Source organism: Bifidobacterium sp. UBA6881, from assembly GCA_002451435.1.
Lineage (GTDB): Bacteria > Actinomycetota > Actinomycetes > Actinomycetales > Bifidobacteriaceae > Bifidobacterium.
On record DKCF01000020.1, the window covers coordinates 1 to 22,349 of the forward strand.

The 22,349-nt window shown below is 62.6% G+C and carries 19 protein-coding genes and 1 pseudogene; 3 read left to right on the forward strand and 17 right to left on the reverse strand.

Annotated elements, in window-relative coordinates:
- From B3C64_RS01375 to B3C64_RS01450, 16 genes and pseudogenes are all read right to left on the reverse strand, one after another.
- Positions 1 to 387, reverse strand: a pseudogene (locus B3C64_RS01375) (helicase); the annotation flags it as partial.
- 76 nt (positions 388 to 463) lie between these two features.
- Positions 464 to 1,771, reverse strand: a complete 1,308-nt coding sequence (tyrS, locus tag B3C64_RS01380) for a tyrosine--tRNA ligase (RefSeq protein WP_291533210.1) — start codon at positions 1,769 to 1,771, stop codon at positions 464 to 466.
- Between the two features lie 212 nt (positions 1,772 to 1,983).
- The gene (locus B3C64_RS01385; RefSeq protein WP_291533211.1) at positions 1,984 to 2,766 is read right to left on the reverse strand and encodes a putative ABC transporter permease; all 783 of its coding nucleotides are present in this window, start codon (positions 2,764 to 2,766) and stop codon (positions 1,984 to 1,986) included.
- Between the two features lie 28 nt (positions 2,767 to 2,794).
- Complete coding sequence (locus B3C64_RS01390; protein ID WP_291533212.1) at positions 2,795 to 3,307, reverse strand: HD domain-containing protein; 513 nt, start codon at positions 3,305 to 3,307, stop codon at positions 2,795 to 2,797.
- A gap of 47 nt (positions 3,308 to 3,354) precedes the next feature.
- Positions 3,355 to 4,842, reverse strand: coding sequence for an argininosuccinate lyase (gene argH, locus B3C64_RS01395; protein WP_291533213.1), 1,488 nt, complete (start codon positions 4,840 to 4,842; stop codon positions 3,355 to 3,357).
- A 115-nt stretch (positions 4,843 to 4,957) separates the two neighbouring features.
- Positions 4,958 to 6,196, reverse strand: a complete 1,239-nt coding sequence (locus B3C64_RS01400; RefSeq protein WP_291533214.1) for an argininosuccinate synthase — start codon at positions 6,194 to 6,196, stop codon at positions 4,958 to 4,960.
- Between the two features lie 95 nt (positions 6,197 to 6,291).
- The gene (locus B3C64_RS01405; protein WP_291533215.1) at positions 6,292 to 6,810 is read right to left on the reverse strand and encodes an arginine repressor; all 519 of its coding nucleotides are present in this window, start codon (positions 6,808 to 6,810) and stop codon (positions 6,292 to 6,294) included.
- Entirely contained in the window at positions 6,810 to 7,778 is a 969-nt protein-coding gene (gene argF, locus B3C64_RS01410) for an ornithine carbamoyltransferase (protein WP_291533216.1), read from the reverse strand. The genes B3C64_RS01405 and argF overlap by 1 nt, the downstream gene beginning before the upstream one ends.
- Positions 7,779 to 7,807: 29 nt before the next feature.
- Entirely contained in the window at positions 7,808 to 9,103 is a 1,296-nt protein-coding gene (locus B3C64_RS01415; protein WP_291533217.1) for an acetylornithine transaminase, read from the reverse strand.
- Entirely contained in the window at positions 9,093 to 10,052 is a 960-nt protein-coding gene (gene argB / locus B3C64_RS01420) for an acetylglutamate kinase (RefSeq protein WP_291533218.1), read from the reverse strand. The genes B3C64_RS01415 and argB overlap by 11 nt, the downstream gene beginning before the upstream one ends.
- Positions 10,053 to 10,062: 10 nt before the next feature.
- Entirely contained in the window at positions 10,063 to 11,235 is a 1,173-nt protein-coding gene (gene argJ / locus B3C64_RS01425; protein ID WP_291533219.1) for a bifunctional glutamate N-acetyltransferase/amino-acid acetyltransferase ArgJ, read from the reverse strand.
- Positions 11,232 to 12,326, reverse strand: a complete 1,095-nt coding sequence (argC, locus tag B3C64_RS01430) for an N-acetyl-gamma-glutamyl-phosphate reductase (RefSeq protein WP_291533220.1) — start codon at positions 12,324 to 12,326, stop codon at positions 11,232 to 11,234. Before argC ends, argJ begins: the two co-directional genes overlap by 4 nt.
- Before the next feature lie 141 nt (positions 12,327 to 12,467).
- A complete protein-coding gene (locus tag B3C64_RS01435) occupies positions 12,468 to 13,247 on the reverse strand; it encodes a hypothetical protein (RefSeq protein ID WP_414632142.1) in 780 nt (259 codons plus the stop codon).
- 35 nt (positions 13,248 to 13,282) lie between these two features.
- Positions 13,283 to 15,892 (reverse strand): phenylalanine--tRNA ligase subunit beta, encoded by a 2,610-nt coding sequence (gene pheT, locus B3C64_RS01440; RefSeq protein WP_291533221.1) that lies wholly within the window; start codon positions 15,890 to 15,892, stop codon positions 13,283 to 13,285.
- 7 nt (positions 15,893 to 15,899) lie between these two features.
- Positions 15,900 to 16,967, reverse strand: coding sequence for a phenylalanine--tRNA ligase subunit alpha (gene pheS / locus B3C64_RS01445; protein WP_291533223.1), 1,068 nt, complete (start codon positions 16,965 to 16,967; stop codon positions 15,900 to 15,902).
- A 65-nt stretch (positions 16,968 to 17,032) separates the two neighbouring features.
- Positions 17,033 to 17,905 carry a TrmH family RNA methyltransferase gene (locus B3C64_RS01450; protein ID WP_291533225.1) on the reverse strand — a complete coding sequence of 291 codons (873 nt, stop codon included), beginning with the start codon at positions 17,903 to 17,905 and terminating at the stop codon, positions 17,033 to 17,035.
- A 205-nt stretch (positions 17,906 to 18,110) separates the two neighbouring features.
- Here B3C64_RS01450 and B3C64_RS01455 point away from each other — a divergent pair, with 205 nt between their 5' ends.
- The 3 genes from B3C64_RS01455 (at position 18,111) to B3C64_RS01465 (ending at position 21,233) form a co-directional block, all read left to right on the forward strand.
- A complete protein-coding gene (locus B3C64_RS01455; RefSeq protein WP_291533226.1) occupies positions 18,111 to 19,811 on the forward strand; it encodes an ABC transporter permease in 1,701 nt (566 codons plus the stop codon).
- A 23-nt stretch (positions 19,812 to 19,834) separates the two neighbouring features.
- Positions 19,835 to 20,572 carry an ABC transporter ATP-binding protein gene (locus B3C64_RS01460; RefSeq protein WP_414632143.1) on the forward strand — a complete coding sequence of 246 codons (738 nt, stop codon included), beginning with the start codon at positions 19,835 to 19,837 and terminating at the stop codon, positions 20,570 to 20,572.
- A 118-nt stretch (positions 20,573 to 20,690) separates the two neighbouring features.
- Entirely contained in the window at positions 20,691 to 21,233 is a 543-nt protein-coding gene (locus B3C64_RS01465) for a TIGR00730 family Rossman fold protein (protein ID WP_291533227.1), read from the forward strand.
- A gap of 113 nt (positions 21,234 to 21,346) precedes the next feature.
- On the opposite strand, the gene B3C64_RS01470 is transcribed toward B3C64_RS01465, so the two are convergent.
- Complete coding sequence (locus tag B3C64_RS01470) at positions 21,347 to 22,276, reverse strand: AEC family transporter (RefSeq protein WP_291533228.1); 930 nt, start codon at positions 22,274 to 22,276, stop codon at positions 21,347 to 21,349.
- Positions 22,277 to 22,349 lie beyond the last annotated feature (73 nt).

Here is a 22,349-nt window from a genome sequence, read left to right on the forward strand (position 1 = left end):
ACGGAAATTACGACGATCGCCATCGCGACGGTCGTCACGACGGTACCGCGGATTGTCATTGCCGCGGCCGCCGCGGTATCCGCGATGGTCGTCATGACGCTGGCCGTCGCGGTTGAACTTGCGCGGACCGTTGTGGAAACGACGCTCCTGGCCTTCACCTTCACCATCACGATGGAAATCGCGGTCGCGGCGGAAACCGCCGTTGCCCTTGCGATAGCCGCCCTTGTGGTCGTCGTTGTGGAAGCCACCGGAACGGTGTCCGTAGGACTTGCCGCCGTTGCCGCGCGGCTTGAATCCCTTGCCGCCGCGGTTGCCCGGACGACCCGAACCGTAGGACTTATGGTTTCCGTAGGACTTGCCGCGGGATCCGCGCTGTTCTTCTGCCATGCTTTTCCTTGTTTTCCTTAGATTTTTTCTCGATGATTGTGATTTGACGGTTATACCGATCGCGTCGGTTCGGCGCTCATGCGCGTTCGACCGCGCCAAGAGCCTTCTTGCCTCGACGGATAAGCGCGAAACGCCCGTGCAGGAAGTCGTCTTCCGTGAGGGTCTGGTCCTGGTCCGCGACGCGTGCGTTGTTGAGGTACACGCCACCGGATTTGATGGTCTTGCGGGCCTCGGAAATCGACTTGAACAGTCCGGCCTTCATTCCGGCTTCGGCGACGCGGTCGCCGACGGAGGCCTTGGCGAATTCGCCATCGACCTTCACACCTTCGAGGGCCGCTTCCAGCACGGACTCCTCGATGCCGGCAAGGTCTCCGCCACGGCCGAACAACGCGCCGGCCGCGTCCAGCGCCTGGCGCGTCGCCTCTTCCCCATGCACGAAACTGGTGACCTCCCAAGCCAGGGTGCGCTGTGCCTCGCGCGCGCCCGGATTGGTCTTGCTCTCCTCGACGAGACGTTCGATTTCGGCCTTCGGCAGGAAGGTGAACGCCTTCAGCAGGTTCTCCATCTCGCTGTCCGGACGGTTGAACCAGAACTGGTAGAACTTGTAGGGGCTGAGCATGGTGCCGTCCAGCCAGACGGCGTTGCCTTCGGACTTGCCGAACTTCTTGCCCTGGGCGTCGGTGATGATCGGGCTGGTGAACACGTTCACGTCCACGCCACGCACCTTGTGGATCAGGTCGAGGCCGGAGGTGAGGTTGCCCCACTGGTCGGAACCGCCGATCTCCATCACGCAATGGTATTCGTCGAACAGGTGCAGGAAGTCGTTGCCCTGCAGCACCTGGTAGCTGAACTCGGTGAAGGAGATGCCTTCCTCGGAGTTCAGACGCCGCGCCACCGTGTCTTTGGCGAGCATGGTGCCCATGCGGAAGTTCTTGCCGACGTCACGCAGGAAGTCGATGACGCTCATCTGCGCGGTCCAGTCGTAGTTGGACACGAAACGCACCGGATTGTCGCCTTCGGTTTCGAGGATGCCGCCGATCTGCTTCTTCAGACGCTCGGCCCAGCCGGCCACGACATCCTTCGGATTCAGCGTGCGTTCGCCGGATTGACGTGGATCGCCGATCAGTCCGGTGGCCCCGCCCACCAAGGCGATGGGATGGTGGCCCGCCGCCTGAAGGTGACGCATGTTGATCAGCTGCACCAGATTACCGATGTGCAGGGAGGCTGCGGTCGGGTCGAAACCGCAATAATAGGTGATGGGCTCTCCGTTCAACGCTTCGGCGAGTCGATCCCTGTCAGTGGACTGGGAAATCAACCCGCGCCATTCCAGTTCATCAAGGACGGAATCGAAACCGGCCTCCTTGAAATCGATGACGTGAGCCATAGCTGTTTTCTCCCTATCGAATTGTGGACGTTACCGCGTTTTACGCACCCTACAGTCTCGCAGAAGACGAAGACAGCGGGACTTGGCGTTTCCGCCCGCGATCACGGGAACGCGGGATTCGTCCAACCAGCGCAGAAACGCCCGTCAGTCATGCCTTCCACCAGTCGCACCTATGTTGAAGACCGTGCCAAGCCATGTCGCTATGGTCGTCGTCATTTCCTTCTGCGGATCATCTCGCGCACGGTTTCGATGATCTTGCTGTATTTCGCCGATTCGGTGGAACGCATATGCGGGAACGCCGCGATCATGCGGCGCTGCTGCCTGTTGAGCACCGAGGCGACCGCCGTCTGCGCATGGGCGAACAGTTCCTGCGAGGACTCGGAGAGACCATGCACCTTCTCCGAGAACACGTCCCTGCCCCATTGCCACGAGTCGCCGGCCTTTTCGGCGTACGACTGGACCATGTCGCCGAGTTTCGCGAGGTTGTCGGCCAAATCGGCCATGCCGAGCACGGTGACGATGGTATCGATGATGACGGCCACGGCGAACACCGCGCACATCGCATGCACGGCAGGCAACGGAATCACGCTCGTGGCGTATGCGACTGCCGGGTGCACGACGTTGACGATGAGCACGCCGGCGAAACCGAACACCACGGCGCCGAGCAGGCAGATGCGGCCGTGGATGTTGAACCGGTAGTTGCTGTAATCCCACCATCGCGCGTGGAACAGCCGCTCCATGCCCCATGACGTGACGTATTCGAGCACGCTCGCGCCGAGCGAGGAAACGAGAAAAATCGCCATGGAATCGTGCACGTCACGCAATAGCACGACCGCGAGCACCGCTCCACAACCGTAGATCGGGCATAACGGCCCGTTGAGGAAACCACGGTTCACCCAGCGGCGTTCGGTCGCCGAAACGAGGATCGATTCGTAGATCCAACCGATGAATGAATAGAACAGAAACCAGAGAAACAGATATTCCAAGGCAATCATGCCGAATCCTCGTCGTTTCGAATCGTCGTCAGCGCGAAATGCCGGAGGTGCCCGGCCTTTTCGGCCTGTCGAACCTTTCCATGGAGAACGTTTCCCTGGTGGCGCTGATCTTGTCGGCCAAGGTGACCAGATATCCTTCGACATACCTGGGAGGAACCGGCGTCAGGGGAAACATATGGTGCGCGATGCTGTCACGCTCCACACGATTGAGCCTGAAATCCCTCATCGCGTTGCGCATGGCCGCTCCCCCGTGGGTGAATCCATGGAAACGGTGCGCGCCATCGTCCCAATCATGCCAGTCATAGAGAAAATAATCGTGGAGCAAAGCGGCGCGGACCAGCGAATGCAGGTCGACCCGATGCCACAGATGCAGCCGGTCGGCGAGCCATACCGCCAGACATGCCACACGGATGGAATGGGCGAATGTGGTCACCGCACCATGCTGGTAGCAGTTTCTCTCGATTCGCATATGCCGATGCCCGATGATTTCGGCGCCGTGTTGCTGCACGAGGCGTTGGATCTGCGTTCGAGTGAGATGCACCGCTTTGCCTGATTTCTCGATTATGTTTCCGATTGGCGGACTGCCGGTTACTTGAGCAGCGATTCCGGGCTTTTGTATGCGGAACCGTCGCTGATGGAGTTGGCGAAGACGCGCAGCTGCTCCACGGAGGACTTGGCCGCGGCGATCTGTTCGCGCACCCTGAGCGGCGAAGTGCCACCCTTGCCGTTGCGCGCGGAGACGGAGCCCTCGGTGGACAGCACCTCGCGCACTTCAGGAGCCTTGTCCGCGGGAAGGAAGCCCTGGAACACGCCGATGAAATCCTCGTCGGTCAGATCCCATAGCTCCTGTCCGCGGTCTTCGGCGATTTTCACGCATGCGCCGGAAAGCTCATGCGCGTGGCGGAACGGCACGCCGTTTTTGACGAGCCATTCGGCAATGTCGGTCGCCAACGCGAATCCGGTGGGGGCCTCGGCTTCCAGACGCTCCTTGTCGAAGGTCATGGTAGCGACCATGCCGGTGAAGGCGGGAAGCAGCACCTCGAGGGTGTCCACCTGATCGAAGACGGCTTCCTTGTCTTCCTGCAGGTCGCGGGCGTACGCGGTCGGCAGGCCCTTGAGCGTTGCCAGCAGACCGGTCAGGTCGCCGATGAGACGGCCGGACTTGCCGCGTGCGAGCTCGGCGATGTCCGGGTTCTTCTTCTGCGGCATGATGGAGGAACCGGTGGAGTACGCGTCATCGAGACGCACGAAGGCGAACTCCTGGGTGTTCCAGATGATGATTTCCTCGGAAAGACGGCTGATGTCCACGCCGGTCATGGCCGCGATGAACGCGAATTCCGCGACGAGGTCGCGGCTTGCCGTACCGTCGATGGAGTTGGCGGTGACTTTGGAGAAACCGAGTTCGCGGGCCACCGCCACCGGGTCGAGGCCGAGCGTGTTGCCGGCAAGCGCGCCGGAGCCATACGGGCTGGCGTCGATGCGGTTGTCCCAATCGGACAGACGTTCCACGTCACGCAGCAGCGGCCAGACATGGGCCATGAGCTGGTGCGCGAGCAGAACCGGCTGCGCATGCTGCATGTGGGTGCGGCCCGGCATGACGGTGCGTCCGGCTTTTTCGGCCTGCTCGATCAGCGCGGCGGCGAGGCCGAGCAGCAGTTTGGCGATGACGCGGCTGTGGCGGCGCAGCCACATGCGAATCAGCGCGGCGATCTGGTCGTTGCGGGAACGGCCGGCGCGCAATTTGCCGCCGAGTTCGTCGCCGGCGATGTCCAGCAGTCCACGTTCGAGGGCGGTGGCCTCGTCCTCGTCATCCTCGATCGGCGCGAAAGCGCCCGAATCGACGCGGCGCTGCAGTTCGTCGAGGGAATCCTCCATGCGCTGCAGCTCGTCGGCGGTCAGCAGTCCGGCGCGGCCGAGCGCACGCGCATGCGCACGCGAGCCCGCGATGTCGTCGTCCGCCAGACGCCAGTCGAACTGGGTGGATTTGCTCAATCGGGCGAGTTCCGGAGACGGTCCGGATTTGAAGCGGCCACCCCACAGGGCGAGGTGCTCACCATTGGTTGTGCTCTCGGTCATTTTCCATATCTCCTTGCAAACATGACTGAGGGAGAGAATACCAGTCAGGATAGTCCTAACGGCGTTCTCTCCCCCATCAGTCAGAACGATTCGCCGGCGCGGTGACGCGTTCGGCTCACTCGACGCTGTTTTCCGGGACCTCGATGCCCTTGCCGAACTTGATGTCGCGGGCAGCGGCCACGCGGCTCGGCAGACCGTAGATGTCGATGAAGCCGTTGGAGGACTTCTGGTCGAAGCTGTCGCCGGAATCGTAGGTGGCGAGGTTGTAGTCGTACAGCGAGGTGTCGGAACGACGGCCGGTCACCACGGCGCGTCCACCGTGCAGCACCATGCGGACCTCGCCGGAGACGTACTTCTGGGTGTCTTCGATGAAGGCGTTCAGGGACTGCGTCGCCGGGGAGAACCACTGCGCGTCGTAGACCAGCTCGGCCCAGCGCTTGTCGATGTCGCGCTTGATGCGGTGCTGCTCGCGCTCGAGGCAGCAGTTCTCGAGTTCCTGGTGGGCGGTGATCAGCGCCACGGCACCCGGAGCCTCATACAGCTCACGGGACTTGATGCCGACCAGACGGTCCTCGATCAAGTCGATGCGGCCGATGCCCTGGGCACCCGCACGACGGTTCATCTCTTCGATCGCCTGCAGTGGGGTGACGTCGCGGCCGTCGATCTTGACCGGCACGCCCTGCTTGAATTCGATGACAACCTCGTCCTCGACCGGCGGGAACGCCGGATCGTCGGTGTACGAGTAGCAATCCTTGGTCGGACCGTTCCACGGATCCTCGAGGAAACCGGTCTCGATGGCACGGCCCCACACGTTCTGGTCGATGGAGAACGGGCTCTTCTCGGTCTGCGTGATCGGCAGCTTGTGCTCCTTGGCGAACGCGATTTCGACATCGCGGGTGAGCGACAGGTCGCGGATCGGGCTGATCGCCTTCAGCGTCGGATCGATGGACGCGATGGAGACTTCGAAACGCACCTGGTCGTTGCCCTTGCCGGTGCATCCATGGGAGATGGTATCGGCGCCGAACTGGTGGGCGGCGCGCACGAGGTGCTTGGAGATCAGCGGACGGGAGATGGCGGAAACCAGCGGGTACACGCCCTCGTACATGGCGTTGGCCTTCAAGGCCTTCATGCAGTATTCGTTGGCGAACTCGTCACGGGCGTCGACCACGTAGGCCTCGACCGCGCCGCAATCCAAAGCGCGCTGCTTGATGGTCTCAAGGCTCTCGCCGCCCTGGCCAACGTCGAGGGACACGGCCACGACATCCTTGCCGGTGCGCTCCTTGAGGTATGAAATGGCGACGGAGGTGTCAAGACCACCGGAGTACGCCAGGACGAGACGATTCTTATCGCTCATGGTTTCCCTTTCTTGCAACAAATGTTATTCATCAGTATATGCAATACCTTGTATATTTATGCATATCTGACGCATAATGTCCACTATACGGCCATTCACCCTTTGGACACGACGTCCAAGAGCCATTGCGCGCGTTTTTTCGCGCTGTCGTCGTCGGCGCAGATCACCATAACGGTATCATCGCCGGCGATGGTACCCAGCACCCCGCCGATCGTCTGCTTGTCGATGACGCTCGCGACATACTGCGCGGCGCCCGACGGGGTATGCACGACCACGAGGTTGCGCGCGGCGGCCACGGAAGTGACCAGTCCCGAAAGGATGCGGCTTATCTGTTGTTCCATTTTGGCGTCCGAACCGCCCGTTGGATGGTCCTCGGGCTGTTGGACGCCGATGGCATACGCGACGGTGCCGTCGGACAGGCGCGTTTTCGTGGCGTGGATCTCATCGAGGTCACGACTCAACGTGGCCTGGGTCACTTCGATGCCCTGATCGGCGAGAATCTGCGACAGCTGCGATTGCGAAGTGACGACGCACGTCAGCAGCGCCTGCTCGATGGCGCTCAGTCGAGCGGCCCGGGTGGCAGGACGCTGCAACGCGGGAGTTGAATCGGTCATCAGACCAGCAGACTTTCGTCTCCACGAGCCTTGCCGGCCAGCCAGGTCAGCAGGGCCTTCTGGGCGTGCAGACGGTTGCCCGCTTCGTCCCAGACCACGGACTGCGGCCCGTCGATGACCTCGGAGGTGACTTCCTTGCCGCGATACGCCGGCAGGCAGTGCTGGAAAATCGCGTCATCCTTGGCCTCGGCCATCAGGCCGGCGTTCACCTGGTAATCCCAGAACGGCTTGGATCGGATGGCGTATTCGGCCTCCTCGCCCATGGAGACCCATGTGTCGGTGAACACGCAGTCGGCGCCGGAGACGGCTTCCTTCGGATCGGTGGTCACGAGGACGGAGCCGCCGGTTTCGGAGGCGATGGCCTCGGCATCGGCCACGATCTGCGGATCGGGCAGGTAGCCGTAGGGGCCGGCCACGCGGACGTCCATACCGGCCACGGCACCGCCGAGCAGGTACGAATTCGACATGTTGTTGGCGGCGTCGCCCACATAGGCGATGGTCTGGTTCTTCAGGTTGTCGACGCCACCGCGATGCTCGGCGATGGTCTGGAAATCGGCGAGGATCTGGCAGGGATGGAACTCGTCGGTCAACGCGTTCACCACCGGGTGCGTGGAGTAGCGTGCCATCTCCTCGACGCGGTCCTGCCCGAACGTGCGCCACACCACGCCATAGGCCATGCGGTCGAGCACGCGCGCGGTGTCGGCGACGGGTTCGCCGCGGCCGAGCTGGGAGCCCGACTTGTCGATGACCAGAGGGTATCCGCCCAATTCGGCGACGCCGATGGAGAAGCTGGAACGGGTGCGGGTGCTGGGCTTGTCGAAAATCACCGCGATGCCCTGGGGGCCGGCGAACGGCTGGTGGTAGAAGCGGTTCTTGTGGAACTTGATGGCCAGTTCGAGAACCTGCTTCTGTTCTTCATGATTGAGATCGTCGTCACGCAGCATGTGGCGCAATTCAGGTGTTGCCATGTTCGGCTCTCCTTTCGAATCCGGTTGGCTCAGTCGTTGGGCAGATCGCACGGAATCTGCGCGAGGATGGAAACGGCCTGGTCGATGTCCTGTTCGGTGACGACCAGCGGCGGTGCGAGACGCAGGGCGTCCGGAGCGACCGCGTTGACGATGAGACCGTGTTCCAGCGCCCAGTTCATCGCGGCGTGCGCGCATGGATGAGCGAGTTCGATGGCGTCGAGCAGACCGCTTCCGCGCACCGAGGTGAACAGCTTGTTGCCGCAGGCGCTGATGGCGTCGCGCAGCTGCCTGCCGCGCACGTCGGCGTTCGCCACGAGGCCTTCCTCCTCGATGGTGCCGATCGTCGCCAGAGCCGCGGAGGCGCCCAGCGGATTACCGGCGAACGTGGAACCGTGCGAGCCCGGGGTGAACAGCGCCGACAGCTCGGCGCCGAAGGAGATCATGCCGCCCATCGGGAATCCGCCGCCGACGCCCTTGGCGAACGTGACGATGTCCGGGGTCACGCCGCCGGAAAGCTCCTCACGCTGGAACGCGAACCACGAACCGGTGCGGCCCATGCCGGTCTGCACCTCGTCGATGATGAGCAGCGCGTGGTGCTCATCGCACAGCTGACGCGCCTTCTTCACATAGTCGGCACCCAGAGGACGGACGCCTGCCTCGCCCTGGATCAGCTCCATGATGACGGCCGCGACCGGTCCCTTGCCATGCTTGCCCTGGCCGGTTTCGGCGAAGGCGTCATGCAGGGCCTGGACGTTTCCGGCCTCCACGAATTCGAAGTTCGGCACCAGCGGTTCGAACGACTTGCGGATGGCGGGCTTCCAAGTGGCGGACAGCGCGCCCATGGTGCGGCCGTGGAAGCCGTGGGTCATGGAGATGATGCGCGCCGGCTTGCCGCCTTCGGACGGCAACGCGCCCGGAAGCGTGCGGCCGTACAGCTTGGCGAGTTTCAAGGCCGCCTCGTTGCCTTCGGCTCCGGAGTTGCCGAAGTATACGCGGGAGCCTTCCGGAGCCCCTGCGAGTTCGACGAGCTTGGAGGCCAGGTTGATCTGCGGCTCGGTGGCGAAGTAGTTGCTCACGTGGGCGGCCTTCGCGGCCTGTTCACTGATCGCCTTCACCCACTTCGGGTGCGCGTAGCCCAGAGCGTTCACCGCGATGCCGGCGAGGAAGTCGAGGTATTCATTGCCATCGACGTCCCAAAGATGCGCGCCCTTGCCGTGATCCATCACGCGCAATGGCGTGCCGAACACGTTCATATGCACCTGGGAGTACTTCCCCAGCCACTTGGAGTCTTCGTTGCCGAGCGTTTCCAACTGTTCAGTTGCCATAATAGGAATTCCTCATTTCAATGCCGTCTTCGGGCACGACCATGGTGCCGATGCCGGCGGTGGTAAAGATTTCGTTCAGGATGGAGTGCGGCTTGCGTCCATCGATGATGTGGGCACGCGGGACGCCGCCGTCGATGGCCCTCACGCAGGCTTCCATCTTCGGCCGCATGCCGCTTTCGAGGTCGGGCAGCATGTCGCGCAGGTTCTCCACGCCGATGCGTCCGATGAGGGAATCACGGTCGGGCCAGTCCGCATACAGGCCGTCGACGTCCGTCAGGATCACCAGCTTGCTGGCGCCGAGCGCCGAGGCAAGCGCCGCGGCTGCGGAGTCGGCGTTCACGTTCAGCACCTCGGTGGCGTCGTCCTCGTTCGGAGCGACCGAAGACACCACGGGGATGCGTCCCGCGTTGATGAGATCCTCCACGGCCGAGGCGTCGACGCTCACCACGTCGCCGACAAGGCCGATGTCGGTGGGCTTCCCATCGATGATCGGCTTGCGCTGCATGGCGGAGAACAGGGCGCCGTCCTCGCCGGACAGTCCGACCGCGAACGGACCATGCGCGTTGATCAGACCAACCAGCTCACGTGAGACCTTGCCGGTGAGCACCATGCGCACCACGTCCATGGCTTCCGGAGTGGTGACGCGCAGTCCGCCCTTGAACTCCGACTTGATGCCCAATGCCTTGAGCATGCGGGAGATCTGCGGGCCGCCGCCGTGGACGACCACCGGATGCAGGCCCACCTGGCGGAGGAACACCATGTCCTGCGCGAAGCATGCCTTGAGATGGTCGTCGATCATGGCGTTGCCGCCATACTTGATGACGATGCGCTGGCCCGCGAACTCCTCAAGCCACGGCAATGCCTCGATCAGCACCTCCGCCTTCTGATCGGCGCGCAGGTCGGTATGCACGTCGAAATGGAATCCAGGTCCCTTGAGCTCTTTGGTCATTGGTGTTCAATCAGCTTTCGTAATCAGCGTTAATGTGTACGTATTCGTGGGTCAGATCGTCGGTCCAGACGGTCGCCTCGGCATCTCCGGCGTTGAGGTCGATGTCGATGTGCACCTCCCTCGGCGTCATGTCCACTTCGGAACGGTCGCGGCCCGCGCCGCCGTTCTCGCAGATGCGGACGCCGTTGACGTCCACGGTCACCTTCTCGGAGTCGTAGGGGGCGTCCTGAACGGAAACGGTTCCCAGGGAGCTGACGATTCGGCCCCAGTTCGGGTCGTTTCCGGAGATGGCGCACTTGAGCAGGTTCGACGCCGCGACCGCGCGGGCGCATGCAAGGGCCGCGTCCTCGGTGGTGGCTCCAGTGACCGTGATGCGGATGTCGTGGCTTGCGCCCTCGCCGTCGCCGATGATCTGGCGGGCCAGCGACGCGGTGGCCTTCGCCACCAGTTCGTTGAACTCGTCAGGGTCCGGCTCCACACCGGAGGCGCCCGATGCGAGCAGCAGCACGGTGTCGTTGGTGGACATGCAGCCGTCCACGTCGATGCGGTTGAAGGATTTGTCGACTCCGGCGTTCAGCGCGGCCTGCAATTGGCCGGCACTCACGACGGCGTCGGTGGTGATGACGCACAGCATGGTGGCCAGCTGGGGCGCGATCATGCCGGAGCCCTTGACCATGCCGCCGACGCGGAATCCGGTGGAGCCTTCCAGCTCGACGGTCTTCGCCTTGGTATCGGTGGTCATGATGGCGTGGGACGCGTCCGCACCGGCCTGGGCGTCATCGGCGAGGGCGTCATATGCCTTCTGGGCGCCCGAAAGCACGTTGTCGAGCGGCAGCAGCTCACCGATCAGGCCGGTGGAGCACACCGCCACGTCCTCGGCCTTCGCACCGAGCAAGCCGGCGACCTTTTCGGCCGTGGCCTTCGACTGTTCGTATCCCGGCTTGCCGGTGCAGGCGTTGGCTCCGCCGGAATTGAGGATCACGGCCTTCAGATGGCCGTCCTTGACGACGGAACGGGACCACTGCACGGGGGCCGCGCAGAAACGATTCGACGTGAACACTCCGGCGGCCGCGTCAAGCGGACCGTTGTTGACGACCAGGGCCAGATCCTTCTTGCCTTCGACGGAAGAGATGCCGGCCGTCACTCCGGCCGCGGAAAAACCTTGTGCGAACGTTACACTCACGGTGCCACTCCAATCTTTGTCAAACCTGCGTCTTCAGGAAGTCCCAATGCCACATTCAGCGACTGCACCGCTTGGCCGGCCGTGCCGCGGTTGAGATTGTCGATGGCCGCGAACGCCAGGAGACGTCCGGCCTTGTGGTCGACGGCGACCTGGATGTGGGCGGCGTTCGAGCCGATGATGTTGGCGGTGGCCGGCATCACGCCCTCCGGAAGCACCACCATGAAATCCTGGCCACGGTAGGCGTCGAGCCATACCTGCCGGATTTCGGCGTCGGTCATCCTCAATGCCTTGTCGGTCAGCTTCGCCGAAACGGAGGCGAGGATGCCGCGGGCCATCGGAACGAGTATGGGGGTGAATCCCAAGGTGAATTCGCTGGCGGCCGCGGCGCTTTTGCCCGCGGCGTGCGCGAAGTTCTGCAGGATCTCCGGAATGTGACGGTGCGTGCCGCCCACCGAATACGGCAACGCCGAGCCGAACGCCTCGGCGGCAAGCAGATTCGTGCGCTTGAGGTTCTTTCCCGCGCCGGAATAGCCGACGACCAGGTCGGCGACGATATCGGTCGGGTCGACCAACCCCTGCGCCACACCGGGTTGCAACGCCAGCGTCGTGGCGGTCACGTTGCAACCCGGACCGGCGATGCGCTTGGTTCCGGGCAGCGCCTCGCGCTGACGCGTGTAGGAGCCGTCCGCCTTGGTGCCGGTGATGAGTTCCGGCATGCCGTACGTCCAATGTTCGTAGAAGTCGCCGCCGTAGAACTCGTCCCACGCGGACTGTTCCTCAAGACGGTGGTCCGCGCCGAGGTCGACGACCACGGCGTTCGGGTCGAGTTTTGCCGCCAATGCGCCTGATGCGCCGTGCGGCAAAGCGAGGATGATCACGTCGTGCCCATTGAGCACTTCCGGTGTGGTGTCCTCCACGACCAGATCCGCCAGCTGCGGAATATGCGGCATGTGCTTGCCGAGCTTGTCGCCCACCGATGAATGTCCGGCGACGCAGGTCACTTCGAAATTCGGGTGCGCCGCAAGTATGCGAAGCGCCTCGCCGCCCGCATATCCTGTGGCGCCGGCCACGGCTACCGTGTATTTGGCCATGTCACGTCTCTTTCCTTGACTCGCTAAAACAGTGTTCAGCATACACTTTATGCAATACTTTGCATAACTATGCATCTGAATTGTGTCGGATAGTGGTCATCGACGTTTCCACAATGCAATCGGCCGACGTTCGAAACCGGTTCAGGCGGTGATGGAATCCGAACCGTTGCCGCCGCCGTTGCCGAGCATGTACTGCATCATCTCGTTGTACAGGTCCGTGGTGGACATGCCGTGCACGGTGAGCCAGATCACCGTGATGGTGTACAGCACGTTGATCACCACCGCGGCGAATCCCAGCCAATAGCCTTTCATGTGCAGTTTCTTGGTGCGCCACATCGACACGGCGCCCATGATCGCCGACAATACCGGCACCGGCAGGAACAGCGCGAAGATAAAGGAGATGATGGCGTAGGAATCCCAGTGCCCGTACCATGGATTCTGCCTGGGGTCGTCGAGGTTGATGCCTCCCGGATAATTGGGATTGTATGGCTGTTGGCTTCCGTTTTGGGGATTTGGATACCCGCTGTTCCACTGACCGGCGTTCGGCTGGCCGGCCCATTGATTCTGGTTTCCGGGCTGCTGGTTGCCGTAGGGCTGGCCATACGGCTGATTCGGGAACTGCCGGTTGTACGGTTGGCCGTTCTGCTGGCCATACTGCGCGTTCCGGATCTGAGGATTCTGCTGTCCGTCGTCGGATTGCGGCTTTGGCTCCGGTTCGGGAGCCCCATAGACGTATGGATTGTATCCGGCCGGGTACTGACTGGACATGGCGCCGTATTCCGGCTGGTTGTACTGCCCGTAGGCCGGCTTCTGCGCCGGCCGTTCCGTATTATCGGCCGAAGACGAAGGAACCGGAGCAGCTCCGGCATCATCTCGACGTTCGTCGGATTTTGTTTGCTGGTTCTGTTCCGGTTCGTTCATCAATCGTCCTTTTTTGTTCTTTGTTGGGACCGGCGTCAGGCGCGCAGCTGCGCACCCAACTTGGCCGCTTCATCCACAATACGCTTGCGGATGGCCTCGCTGTCGTCGGAGGTCAGCGTCTTGTCCTTGGCGCGGAACGTGACCGCGTACGCCAGGGACTTCAGGCCTTCTCCCAGCTGGTCGCCGGTGTAGACGTCGAACAGCTTGATGTCTTCCAGGGCATCGCCGGCGGCGTTGGCGATGACCTTCTCCAAATCGGCCGCGGTGACGTCGGTCGATACGGTGAAGGCGAGGTCCTGCTTGACCGGCGGGAAGGTGGAGATCGGCTTGGCCTGCACCGGCTTGCCGCTCAGCGTGGCGAACAGATCGGTCAGATTCAGCTCGAACGCCGCGGAATGAGCCGGGAAGCCCAAGGCCTCGTTCACATGCGGATGGAGTTCGCCGACCATGCCGACGAACACATCGCCGGCCATCACCTTGGCCGCACGGCCAGGATGCCACTGGGAGGGAACGTCCTCGGCCTTCGGCTGCACCAAGGTGAGGCCGGCGCCGATGCGGTCGGAGATGCGGCGCACGGATTCGACGGCGTCGCTCCAGTCCACCGCGCGGCGTTCGCCCAGCCAGCCGGAATCGACCGCGTTGCCGGTGAGGATGCCGGCGACGTGCATCGGCTGGTCCGGCAGGCCCGCGTCGAGCGCGGCGAGCTGCTCGTCGGTCGGCTTGACCGCGCCCGGCAGTGCCGGAATCGCGGGGGCGTCCGGATTCCACAGGTACACGTGGCCGATTTCGTACAGCGACACGTTTTCGGCGCCGCGGCGCAGGTTGCGCTGCACGGTCTGGGCCAGCGTCGGCAGAATGTCGCGGCGCAGGAACGGGCGGTCACCGGCGAGCGGGTTGGCGATTTCGACGCTGACCTTCTCGACCTCTTCGGCGTTCAATGCGAAGTTCTTGTAGTCTGCAGGGCCTACGAACGGATAGCTCAGCGTTTCCACCATGCCGTATTCGGCGAGCTCGTCGGCCACCTGGCGCTTGCGCAGCTGCTCCGGGGTGAGACCGACCTTGCCCTTGACCGGCGCGGGCGGAACGGTGACCGGAATCTCGTCGTAGCCGACGAGACGGGCGACTTCCTCGACCAGGTCGCATGGCTGGTTCAGATCCGGACGCCAGCTCGGCGGCATCACGGAGAATTCACCATTGCCGCCACCTGCCACGGAGCAGCCGATGTCGGTGAGGATGTCGCTGATGGTGTTCACATCGGTATCGAGACCGGCGACACGGGCCACTTCGGAGGCCTTGAACAGGATCGGGCGGCGCACGGCGACCGTGTTGAGGTCGGTCGGGTGTTCGCTCGGCTCGCCGTTGCCGTACTTGACCATGAGTTCGGCGGCCATCTGCGCGGCTGCCGGCTGCAACTGGTTGTCCACGCCACGTTCGAAGCGGCGCGACGCCTCGGAGGGGATCTTGTGGCGGCGTGCGGAACGTGCGATCGACACCGGGTCGAAGTGCGCGGATTCCAGCAGGATGTTCTTGGTCTCGGCGGTGACTTCGCCATACAGTCCGCCCATCACGCCCGCGATGCCGAGCACGCGGGAGCCGCGCTGTCCGTTCGGCGAATCGGTGATCAGCAGGTCCTCGACGCTCAAATCGTGTTCCTTGCCATCCAGCGTGGTGAGCTTCTCCCCTTCGTTGGCGCGACGCACCACGATCGGCCCCTCGATCTTGTCGAGGTCATAGGCGTGCATCGGCTGGCCGAGGTCGAGCATCACGTAATTGGTGACGTCGACGGCCAGGGAGATGGACCGCATGCCGGCGCGGACCAGACGGCGGCGCATCCAGTTCGGCGTGTGGCTCGACGGGTCGAAGCCGCGGACCGCGCGTGCGTAGTAGCGGTCGCAACCGACCACGCCGTGAATCGGATTGTTGTCGTCGACGACCACTTCGATATCGGTTTTGGTGCCTTCGGGGAGTCCGGTGGTGACCGGTGCCTTCTTGCCCAGTTCGATGGCCGGATCCGTGTACGCGGCACCGGTGGAGTGGTGGTATTCGCGTGCCACGCCGCGGTAGGAGAACGCGTAGCCGCGGTCCGGCGTGATGTTGATCTCCAGCAGCGGCTGGTCCAAGTGCAGCAGGTGCATGGCATCGTCGCCCGGCTGGAGCTTCTCGTACTCCTCCGGGGTGAAACCGTACTTGCGCAGCAGGATGATGCCGTCGTGGTTGTCGCCCAGGCCCAGCTCGCGTTCGGAGGCGCACATGCCGTTGGAGATGTGGCCGTAGGTCTTGCGCGGCTCGATCTTGAAGTCGCCCGGCAGGACGGCGCCCGGCAGGGTCACGACGACCTTCTCGCCGGCGGCCATGTTCGGCGCGCCGCAGATGATGCCGCGCGGCACCTTGTTGCCGTTCTCGTCGGTCTCGTTGTACTGGTCGCCGACGTCGACGTGGCACCAGTTGATGATCTTGCCGTTCTTCTGCGGTTCCGGGGTGGCGTCGACCACGTAGCCGACGACGATCGGACCGGTGACCTGGGAGGAGTGGATCTCCTCCTCTTCGAGGCCGACCTTCACCAGATCCTTGGCAAGCTGTTCGTAGGTAAGGCCTTCCGGAACCTCGACGTGGTCCTTGAGCCAATCAATATCAACCATTGGCATGGGTCAATCACTCCCCCATCACAAACTGTTCGCTGAATCGCACGTCGCCTTCGACCAGGTCGTGCATGTCGTTGATGTCGTGGCGCAGCAGCAGGGTGCGTTCCACGCCCACGCCGAACGCGAAGCCGGTGTAGACCTCGGGGTCGAGGCCCGCGGACTTCAGCACGTTCGGGTTGACCATGCCGCAGCCGCCCCATTCGAGCCAGCCGGCGCCGCCCTTCTTATCGGGGAACCACAGATCGAGCTCGGCGCTCGGTTCGGTGAACGGGAAGTAGCTCGGGCGCAGACGCGTCTTGGCCTCCGGACCGAACATGGCCACGGCGAGCTTGTCGAGCACACCCTTCAGATCGGCCATGGTCAGGTTCTTGTCGACCGCAAGGGCCTCGACCTGATGGAACACCGGAGTGTGGGTGGCGTCAAGCTCGTCGGTGCGGAACACACGGCCGGGGCACGCGATGTACAGCGGCACGCCACGGGTGATCAGACCACGGACCTGGTCGGAGGACGTCTGGGTGCGCAGCACCATGTTGGAGCCGACGAAGCCCGCGGCGTCCTTGGCCTGATTGCCCTTGACGTAGAAGGTGTCCTGCATCTGGCGCGCAGGATGGTCCGGCCCGAAGTTCAGCGCGTCGAAGTCGTACCACTCGGTCTCCACTTCCGGACCGTCGGAGATCTGCCATCCCATGGAGACGAAGAAGTCCTCGACATCCTCCATGAGCTTCGGCAGCGGATGGCGCGCGCCCAACGGCTTACGCTCGACCGGCAAGGTCATGTCGACGGTTTCGGCGGCCAGTGCGCGGGCCTCCTCTTCGGCCTTGACCTGCTTCTCCTTGGTGCCGAACGCGCGACCGAAGTCGGCGCGCAGCTTGCCCATGAGCTTGCCCGCGTCCTTCTTCTGGTCCTTCGGCAAAGAACCGATGGCCTTGCTTGCCTGCGTCATCGCGGATTCCGCTCCGGCGTACTGCGTCTTGATGGCTTTCAATTCCTCCATGCTGGAGGCGTTTTCGATTTTCGCGATGCCCTCGGCAACCGCATCGGTTACCGCTTGGGCGTCGAATACCGCACCTTCTGCCACGAGATACCTTTCTAATTTCCCGTTTGTTTTACGCGAAAAACGCGCAATTTCAACGTTTTCCGACTTCACATTCTTTCAACATGACTCGACATAGCCAAGCTCAGCAGCATCACCGCCGCGCTCGTGCCGAGGTTCAACGATTCCGCCTTGCCGTAAATCGGAATCGATACGATCCGGTCGACGCGTTCAAGCACCTCCCGGGTCAGTCCGCGCGCCTCGTTGCCGAACAGCACCGTCTTGGCGCCGATGGCCGATTCAGGCGACGCGACCACATCGGTCAATGATTCCGGCGGACGTGCGTCGGTGCCATACACGTCGGCGGCGTAGATGGTCAGACCGTGCTCGTCGCACCACGAGAAGAACTCCTCGGTGCCCATGCTGAGGACGGGCAGGTGGAACAACGAACCGGCGGTGGAACGGATCACCTTCGGATTGAAGATGTCCACGCAATCGTCGACGAACACCACCGCGGCGCAGCCGGACGCGTCGGCCGATCGGATGACGGTGCCGGCGTTGCCCGGATCGCGTACCTGCCAGAACGCCGCGACCATCGCATGGTCGTCGAAATCGTCGGGAGCGACGGCCGTATCGAGGAATTCGCGTGTTCCCGCGACGGCGAGCACGCCCTGCGCGTCCGAGCTCATATGGTGCATGACCGCATGCGTGACCTTGTGCACATACGTGCCGGACTGCATGGCTTTGCCGGCCATCTGCGCCACCGCGGGCGTCACGAAGGTGGCGTCCGGTTCCGCGGAGTCCACCTCCACATAAAGGTCCTGGACGATGTCGGGATGCCATGTCAGCAGCTCGCGCACCGACTGCGGCCCCTCCACCATGAAGCGGCCCGAGCGCCTGCGTCCCTTCCGATCCGCGAGCTCGGCCACGCGGCGGACGCGTTCCGACTTGGGATTCGCAATAACTTCGGATTTAATAGGCATACGCGTTAGCCTAACACCTCGCGCCCCGTCGCCACTCTTTTCATATCGCGTTTCCTCACCGCCATCGCCGTCCAGTGAATTCACAGATTCATCACAGCCACGTTCAAGGGTTCTCCCCGCAATCGGCAAAGAACCGCTTTTTACCATGGTCGTAAACGCCGCATGCGGCGGCGTAGGCAATGCCCATTCAATTCAGGGGAACCATATGTTCGTCATCAAAAACGCTTGGAGAAGCGTCACCAGGAACAAGGGCCGCAACGTCCTAATCATCGTGATCGTCGCCATTATCGCGGCGGCGGCCACCATCGGCCTGTCCATCAGGCAGGCGGCGGCCACCGCGAGGGAAAGCGGACTGGAGAACACCACCATCACCGCGCAGATCAGCCTCGACCGCAGCAAGCTCATCAGCCAGTCACGGGAACAGAGCAAATCCGATTCCTCCGGCCAATCCGACGACGGCAAACCCGATTTCGACGCGATGCGCTCGGCTTTGAGCGACAAACAGCTTTCCTTGAGCAAATATCAGAAGTATGCGAAATCGTCTTCCGCGGTGAAGTCGACCTATTACACGGAGACCACGGGATTGTCGGCAACCGACGATTTCCAACCGGTCTCCGATTCCTCCAGTTCCTCCAGCTCCTCCGATTCGAACAGCTCGGATAGCTCAAGCGGCTCATCGGATTCGAACGGCCAGTCCGACGGCAACGAACCCGGCGACAAGATGCCCGGCGGAGATATGGGTGGCCAAGGCGGAGCCGCCATGGTGAGCGGTGACTTCTCCCTTGTGGGTTTCTCATCCGACGAGGCCGTCGCCAACGCCTCCAACGGCACCTTCACCATGAAATCCGGCAAGGTGTTCGGCTATGGCACCGGCAGCGATGGCGATGCGATCATCTCCAAGTCGCTCGCCGACTTCAACGACCTGTCCGTCGGCGACACCGTCAGCGTCGCCGATCCGAATGACTCGGACACCACATACAAGCTGACCATCGTCGGCATCTACAAGAACTCCACCGAGTCGAGCCAGCAGATGGGCGGACCGATGTCGTCCAACGCCTCCGATCCGGCGAACGCGATCTACACTTCCGTGTCCACGCTCAAATCGCTGGGATTGGATTCCGATTCGGATTCCGATTCCGCGGCTCAGCTGAACTACACCTACGTGTTCGCCGACAAGGCGGACTACGAGACATTCGCCAAGGATGTCAAGAAGGCCGGCTTGGGTAGCGACTACACCGTGTCCTCCGCCGACGTGGAGAATTACGAATCCAGCCTGGTGCCATTGAACAACCTGTCGAAGTTCGCGCTGACGCTGCTGATTGTGGTGCTGGCGGTCGGCGGTGTGGTGCTGGTGGTCATCACCTTGCTGAACGTGCGCGAACGCAAGTACGAGATCGGCGTGCTCACCGCGATCGGAGTCAACAAGGTGAAGGTGGCGGCGCAGTTCACGCTGGAGCTGCTCATCGTCACGATGATCGGCCTCGCCTTGGGCACCGGAATCGGATCGGCAGCCTCCGTGCCGGTCTCCAACCAGCTGCTGTCCAGCCAGGTCGAGCAGCAGCAGACGCAGCAATCCAGCCAGCGTGAGCAGTTCGGCCGCGACATGCAGCAGTCGGGCGGCAAGACTTCAGATGATTCCGCCGATTCCGGTTCCTCTTCTTCCGGCGGCGCGAACGGCGCCGACACCACGAAGAACACTGCCAATGGCAAGCCGCAAGGCGGCGCTCCGGGCGGCATGATGGACCGCGCGACCAACTACGTCTCCTCCATCAACGCGACCGTGAACCTCGCCGTGGTCGGCCAACTGCTGCTGGTCGGATTGGCGCTGACGCTCGTCGCCGCATTGGTGGCCGTCGTCTTCGTGCTGCGGTACGAACCGTTGCAGATCCTCGCCGACCGCTCCTGAAACCGTTCCCGAAAGGAATCATCATGACCATGAATGCAGAATCCCCAGCATCGGAAACCACGCAGGGCGTTTCGAAAGCCCCCGTGCTCCGTTTGGACAATGTGAGCTATGCCTATACGAAGGGCGGAAAACGCGTGCTGAAGAACATCAGCCACGATTTCCACTCCGGCAGGGTGCATGCCATCACCGGTCCTTCGGGTGCCGGCAAGACCACGATGCTGTCACTAATCTCCGGGTTGGCCAATCCGACCGAAGGCAAGGTGCTGTACCGCGGCGCCGATCTGGCCAAGCAGGACCGATACCGCTACCGCAGCCATGACATCGGCGTGATCTTCCAAAGCTTCAATCTGCTGCCGAACATGACGGTGAGCGAGAACATCATCCTGTCGATGGACGCTTCCGGCAAATCCTTCGAACGGCCGAAGAGGGAAATCGTCGACGAGCTTCTTCAGCAGGTGCATCTGCCCGAAGAATACGCGAATGAGCGCATCCTGCATCTGTCGGGCGGCGAGCAGCAGCGTGTGGCCATCGCCCGCGCGCTGAGCTACAACCCGTCCATCATCGTGGCGGACGAGCCGACTGGCAACCTCGACATGGCCACACAGGACGACATCATGGGCATCTTCCGCGCGTTGGCCCATGACGAGGACCGTTGCGTCATCATCGTGACGCACAGTCCGGAAGTGGCCAAGGTCTCGGACGAGGTGTTCGAGCTGGCGCCGATCAGAAGGAAACGCAGGCCGGCACCGACGCGACGGTGAACGACCTGCCAGTAGACTGAGTGGTGGCTGTCGGCGACGACGGCCGCCACTTGTTTTTATAAGACCCATATGAACGTCCACCAGAGGCGGACAGCAACCTTGTACGGAAGGCAGTCAGATGAACATCACCGTGTATCTCGGCGCGCATGAAGGCAACGACCCCGTATACAAAAACGCGGTCATCGAATTGGCCGCATGGATCGCCGACAACGGCCACCGGCTCGTCTACGGAGGTTCCGACGAGGGATTGATGGCGGTGATCGCCGACACCGTGCTGGAACATGGCGGCAAGGTGACCGGCATCGAGGCGCAGATGTTCGTCGACAAGGGCGTCGCGCACCATGGGCTGACCGAACTGACCATCGTGCCGAACATCACCGAGCGTCGGACGCGCATGATCGAGCTCGGCGACGTGTTCATCGCCTTCCCCGGCGGCACCGGCACTTTGGAGGAGATCAGCGAGGTCGTGTCGAAGATCTGCCTCGACCAATTGACTCAGCCGTGCATCTTCTACAATCTCAACGGTTTCTATGACGACATGCGCGCGCTGCTGCGGCATATGATCGACGCCGGCTTCTCCACAACGGAACGCCAGCACGGCATTTACTTCGCCTCGAATCTGAACGACATCGAACATATCATCGCCACGCACCGGGCATGACCTGCGCATCCGCACTCGGGACAGGCGGCGTCCCCTGCCCGACGATTGGCGGCAAATGCCGGACGCACGCGGAATCCCGCAATACGGCTTACGGCGCAACGCCGTGCAGTCGTTCAGACAACCGGCAGCACGGCATGCAGCACCGTCATGATGGCCAATCCGATGACGGCGGTGACCGTCAGCGAGAATCCCGCGAGTTCGGCGTTGCCGGTCAACGAATCGGTGAACTTCGTGGAGAAGATCGTCACGGGCGCGAACGCGGCCAGCACCACGATCTCCCGGACGCGCTCGTCAAGCGGCAGCAGGAACCATGCGGCCACCGCGATAATCACACCGAAGAACAGACGCCACATAATCACCTTGCCGAGTTCCGAACGGTCCTTGCGGTTGTCGGGAACCTCCATCATCAGGCCAATCATCGCCATGGCGGCGAACGCATTGGCGTTGGCGAACGGCGTGATCAGCGTGACGATCCATTTCGGCACCGTCAATCCGGCGAACATGAACACCAGCATGAGCATGTAGATGTCGAAGGAGATCGAGGAATAGAAGTCGTGCGCCACGTTCCTGATCTTCAGCGCCAACGGCAGGTTTTTGGTGGGGCTTCCCAGATGCAGCAACGACCGCGTGATGGTCAATGAGGCGGCCGTGGCGATGATGGCGTTGCCGATGTCCAGCATGATGACCGGCAGGCCGGCGCTCGGCCCCATGAAGGTCTGCACCACCGGCAGGCAGAACGCGCCGATGTTCAGTCCCGAGGCGTTGAGCATCTGGTACGCACGGTACCGCGGCTCGTCGCCGTGGGAACCAAGGAACACGATGAAAAGGGGAATCATGCAGGCGAACAGTCCGAATACGACCAGCCACAGCAGATTCATCGGATGCTTGTTCGTGGCGAAGCTCATCACGATGGCGCAGGGCAGCGTGAGATTGAAGACGAGGCCCTGCACGACCTTGTAGGAATGTTTGTTGAAGATGTGGATGCGTTTGAGTATGTAGACGCTGATGATGACGAGCAGCAGGGAACCGGCTTGGAACAACATGGGCTCGAGTATAGGAACGTCATTCGCGAATCGGGGGTTCGAAAACACTATGTGGTCATAATGGCCGCTGGCC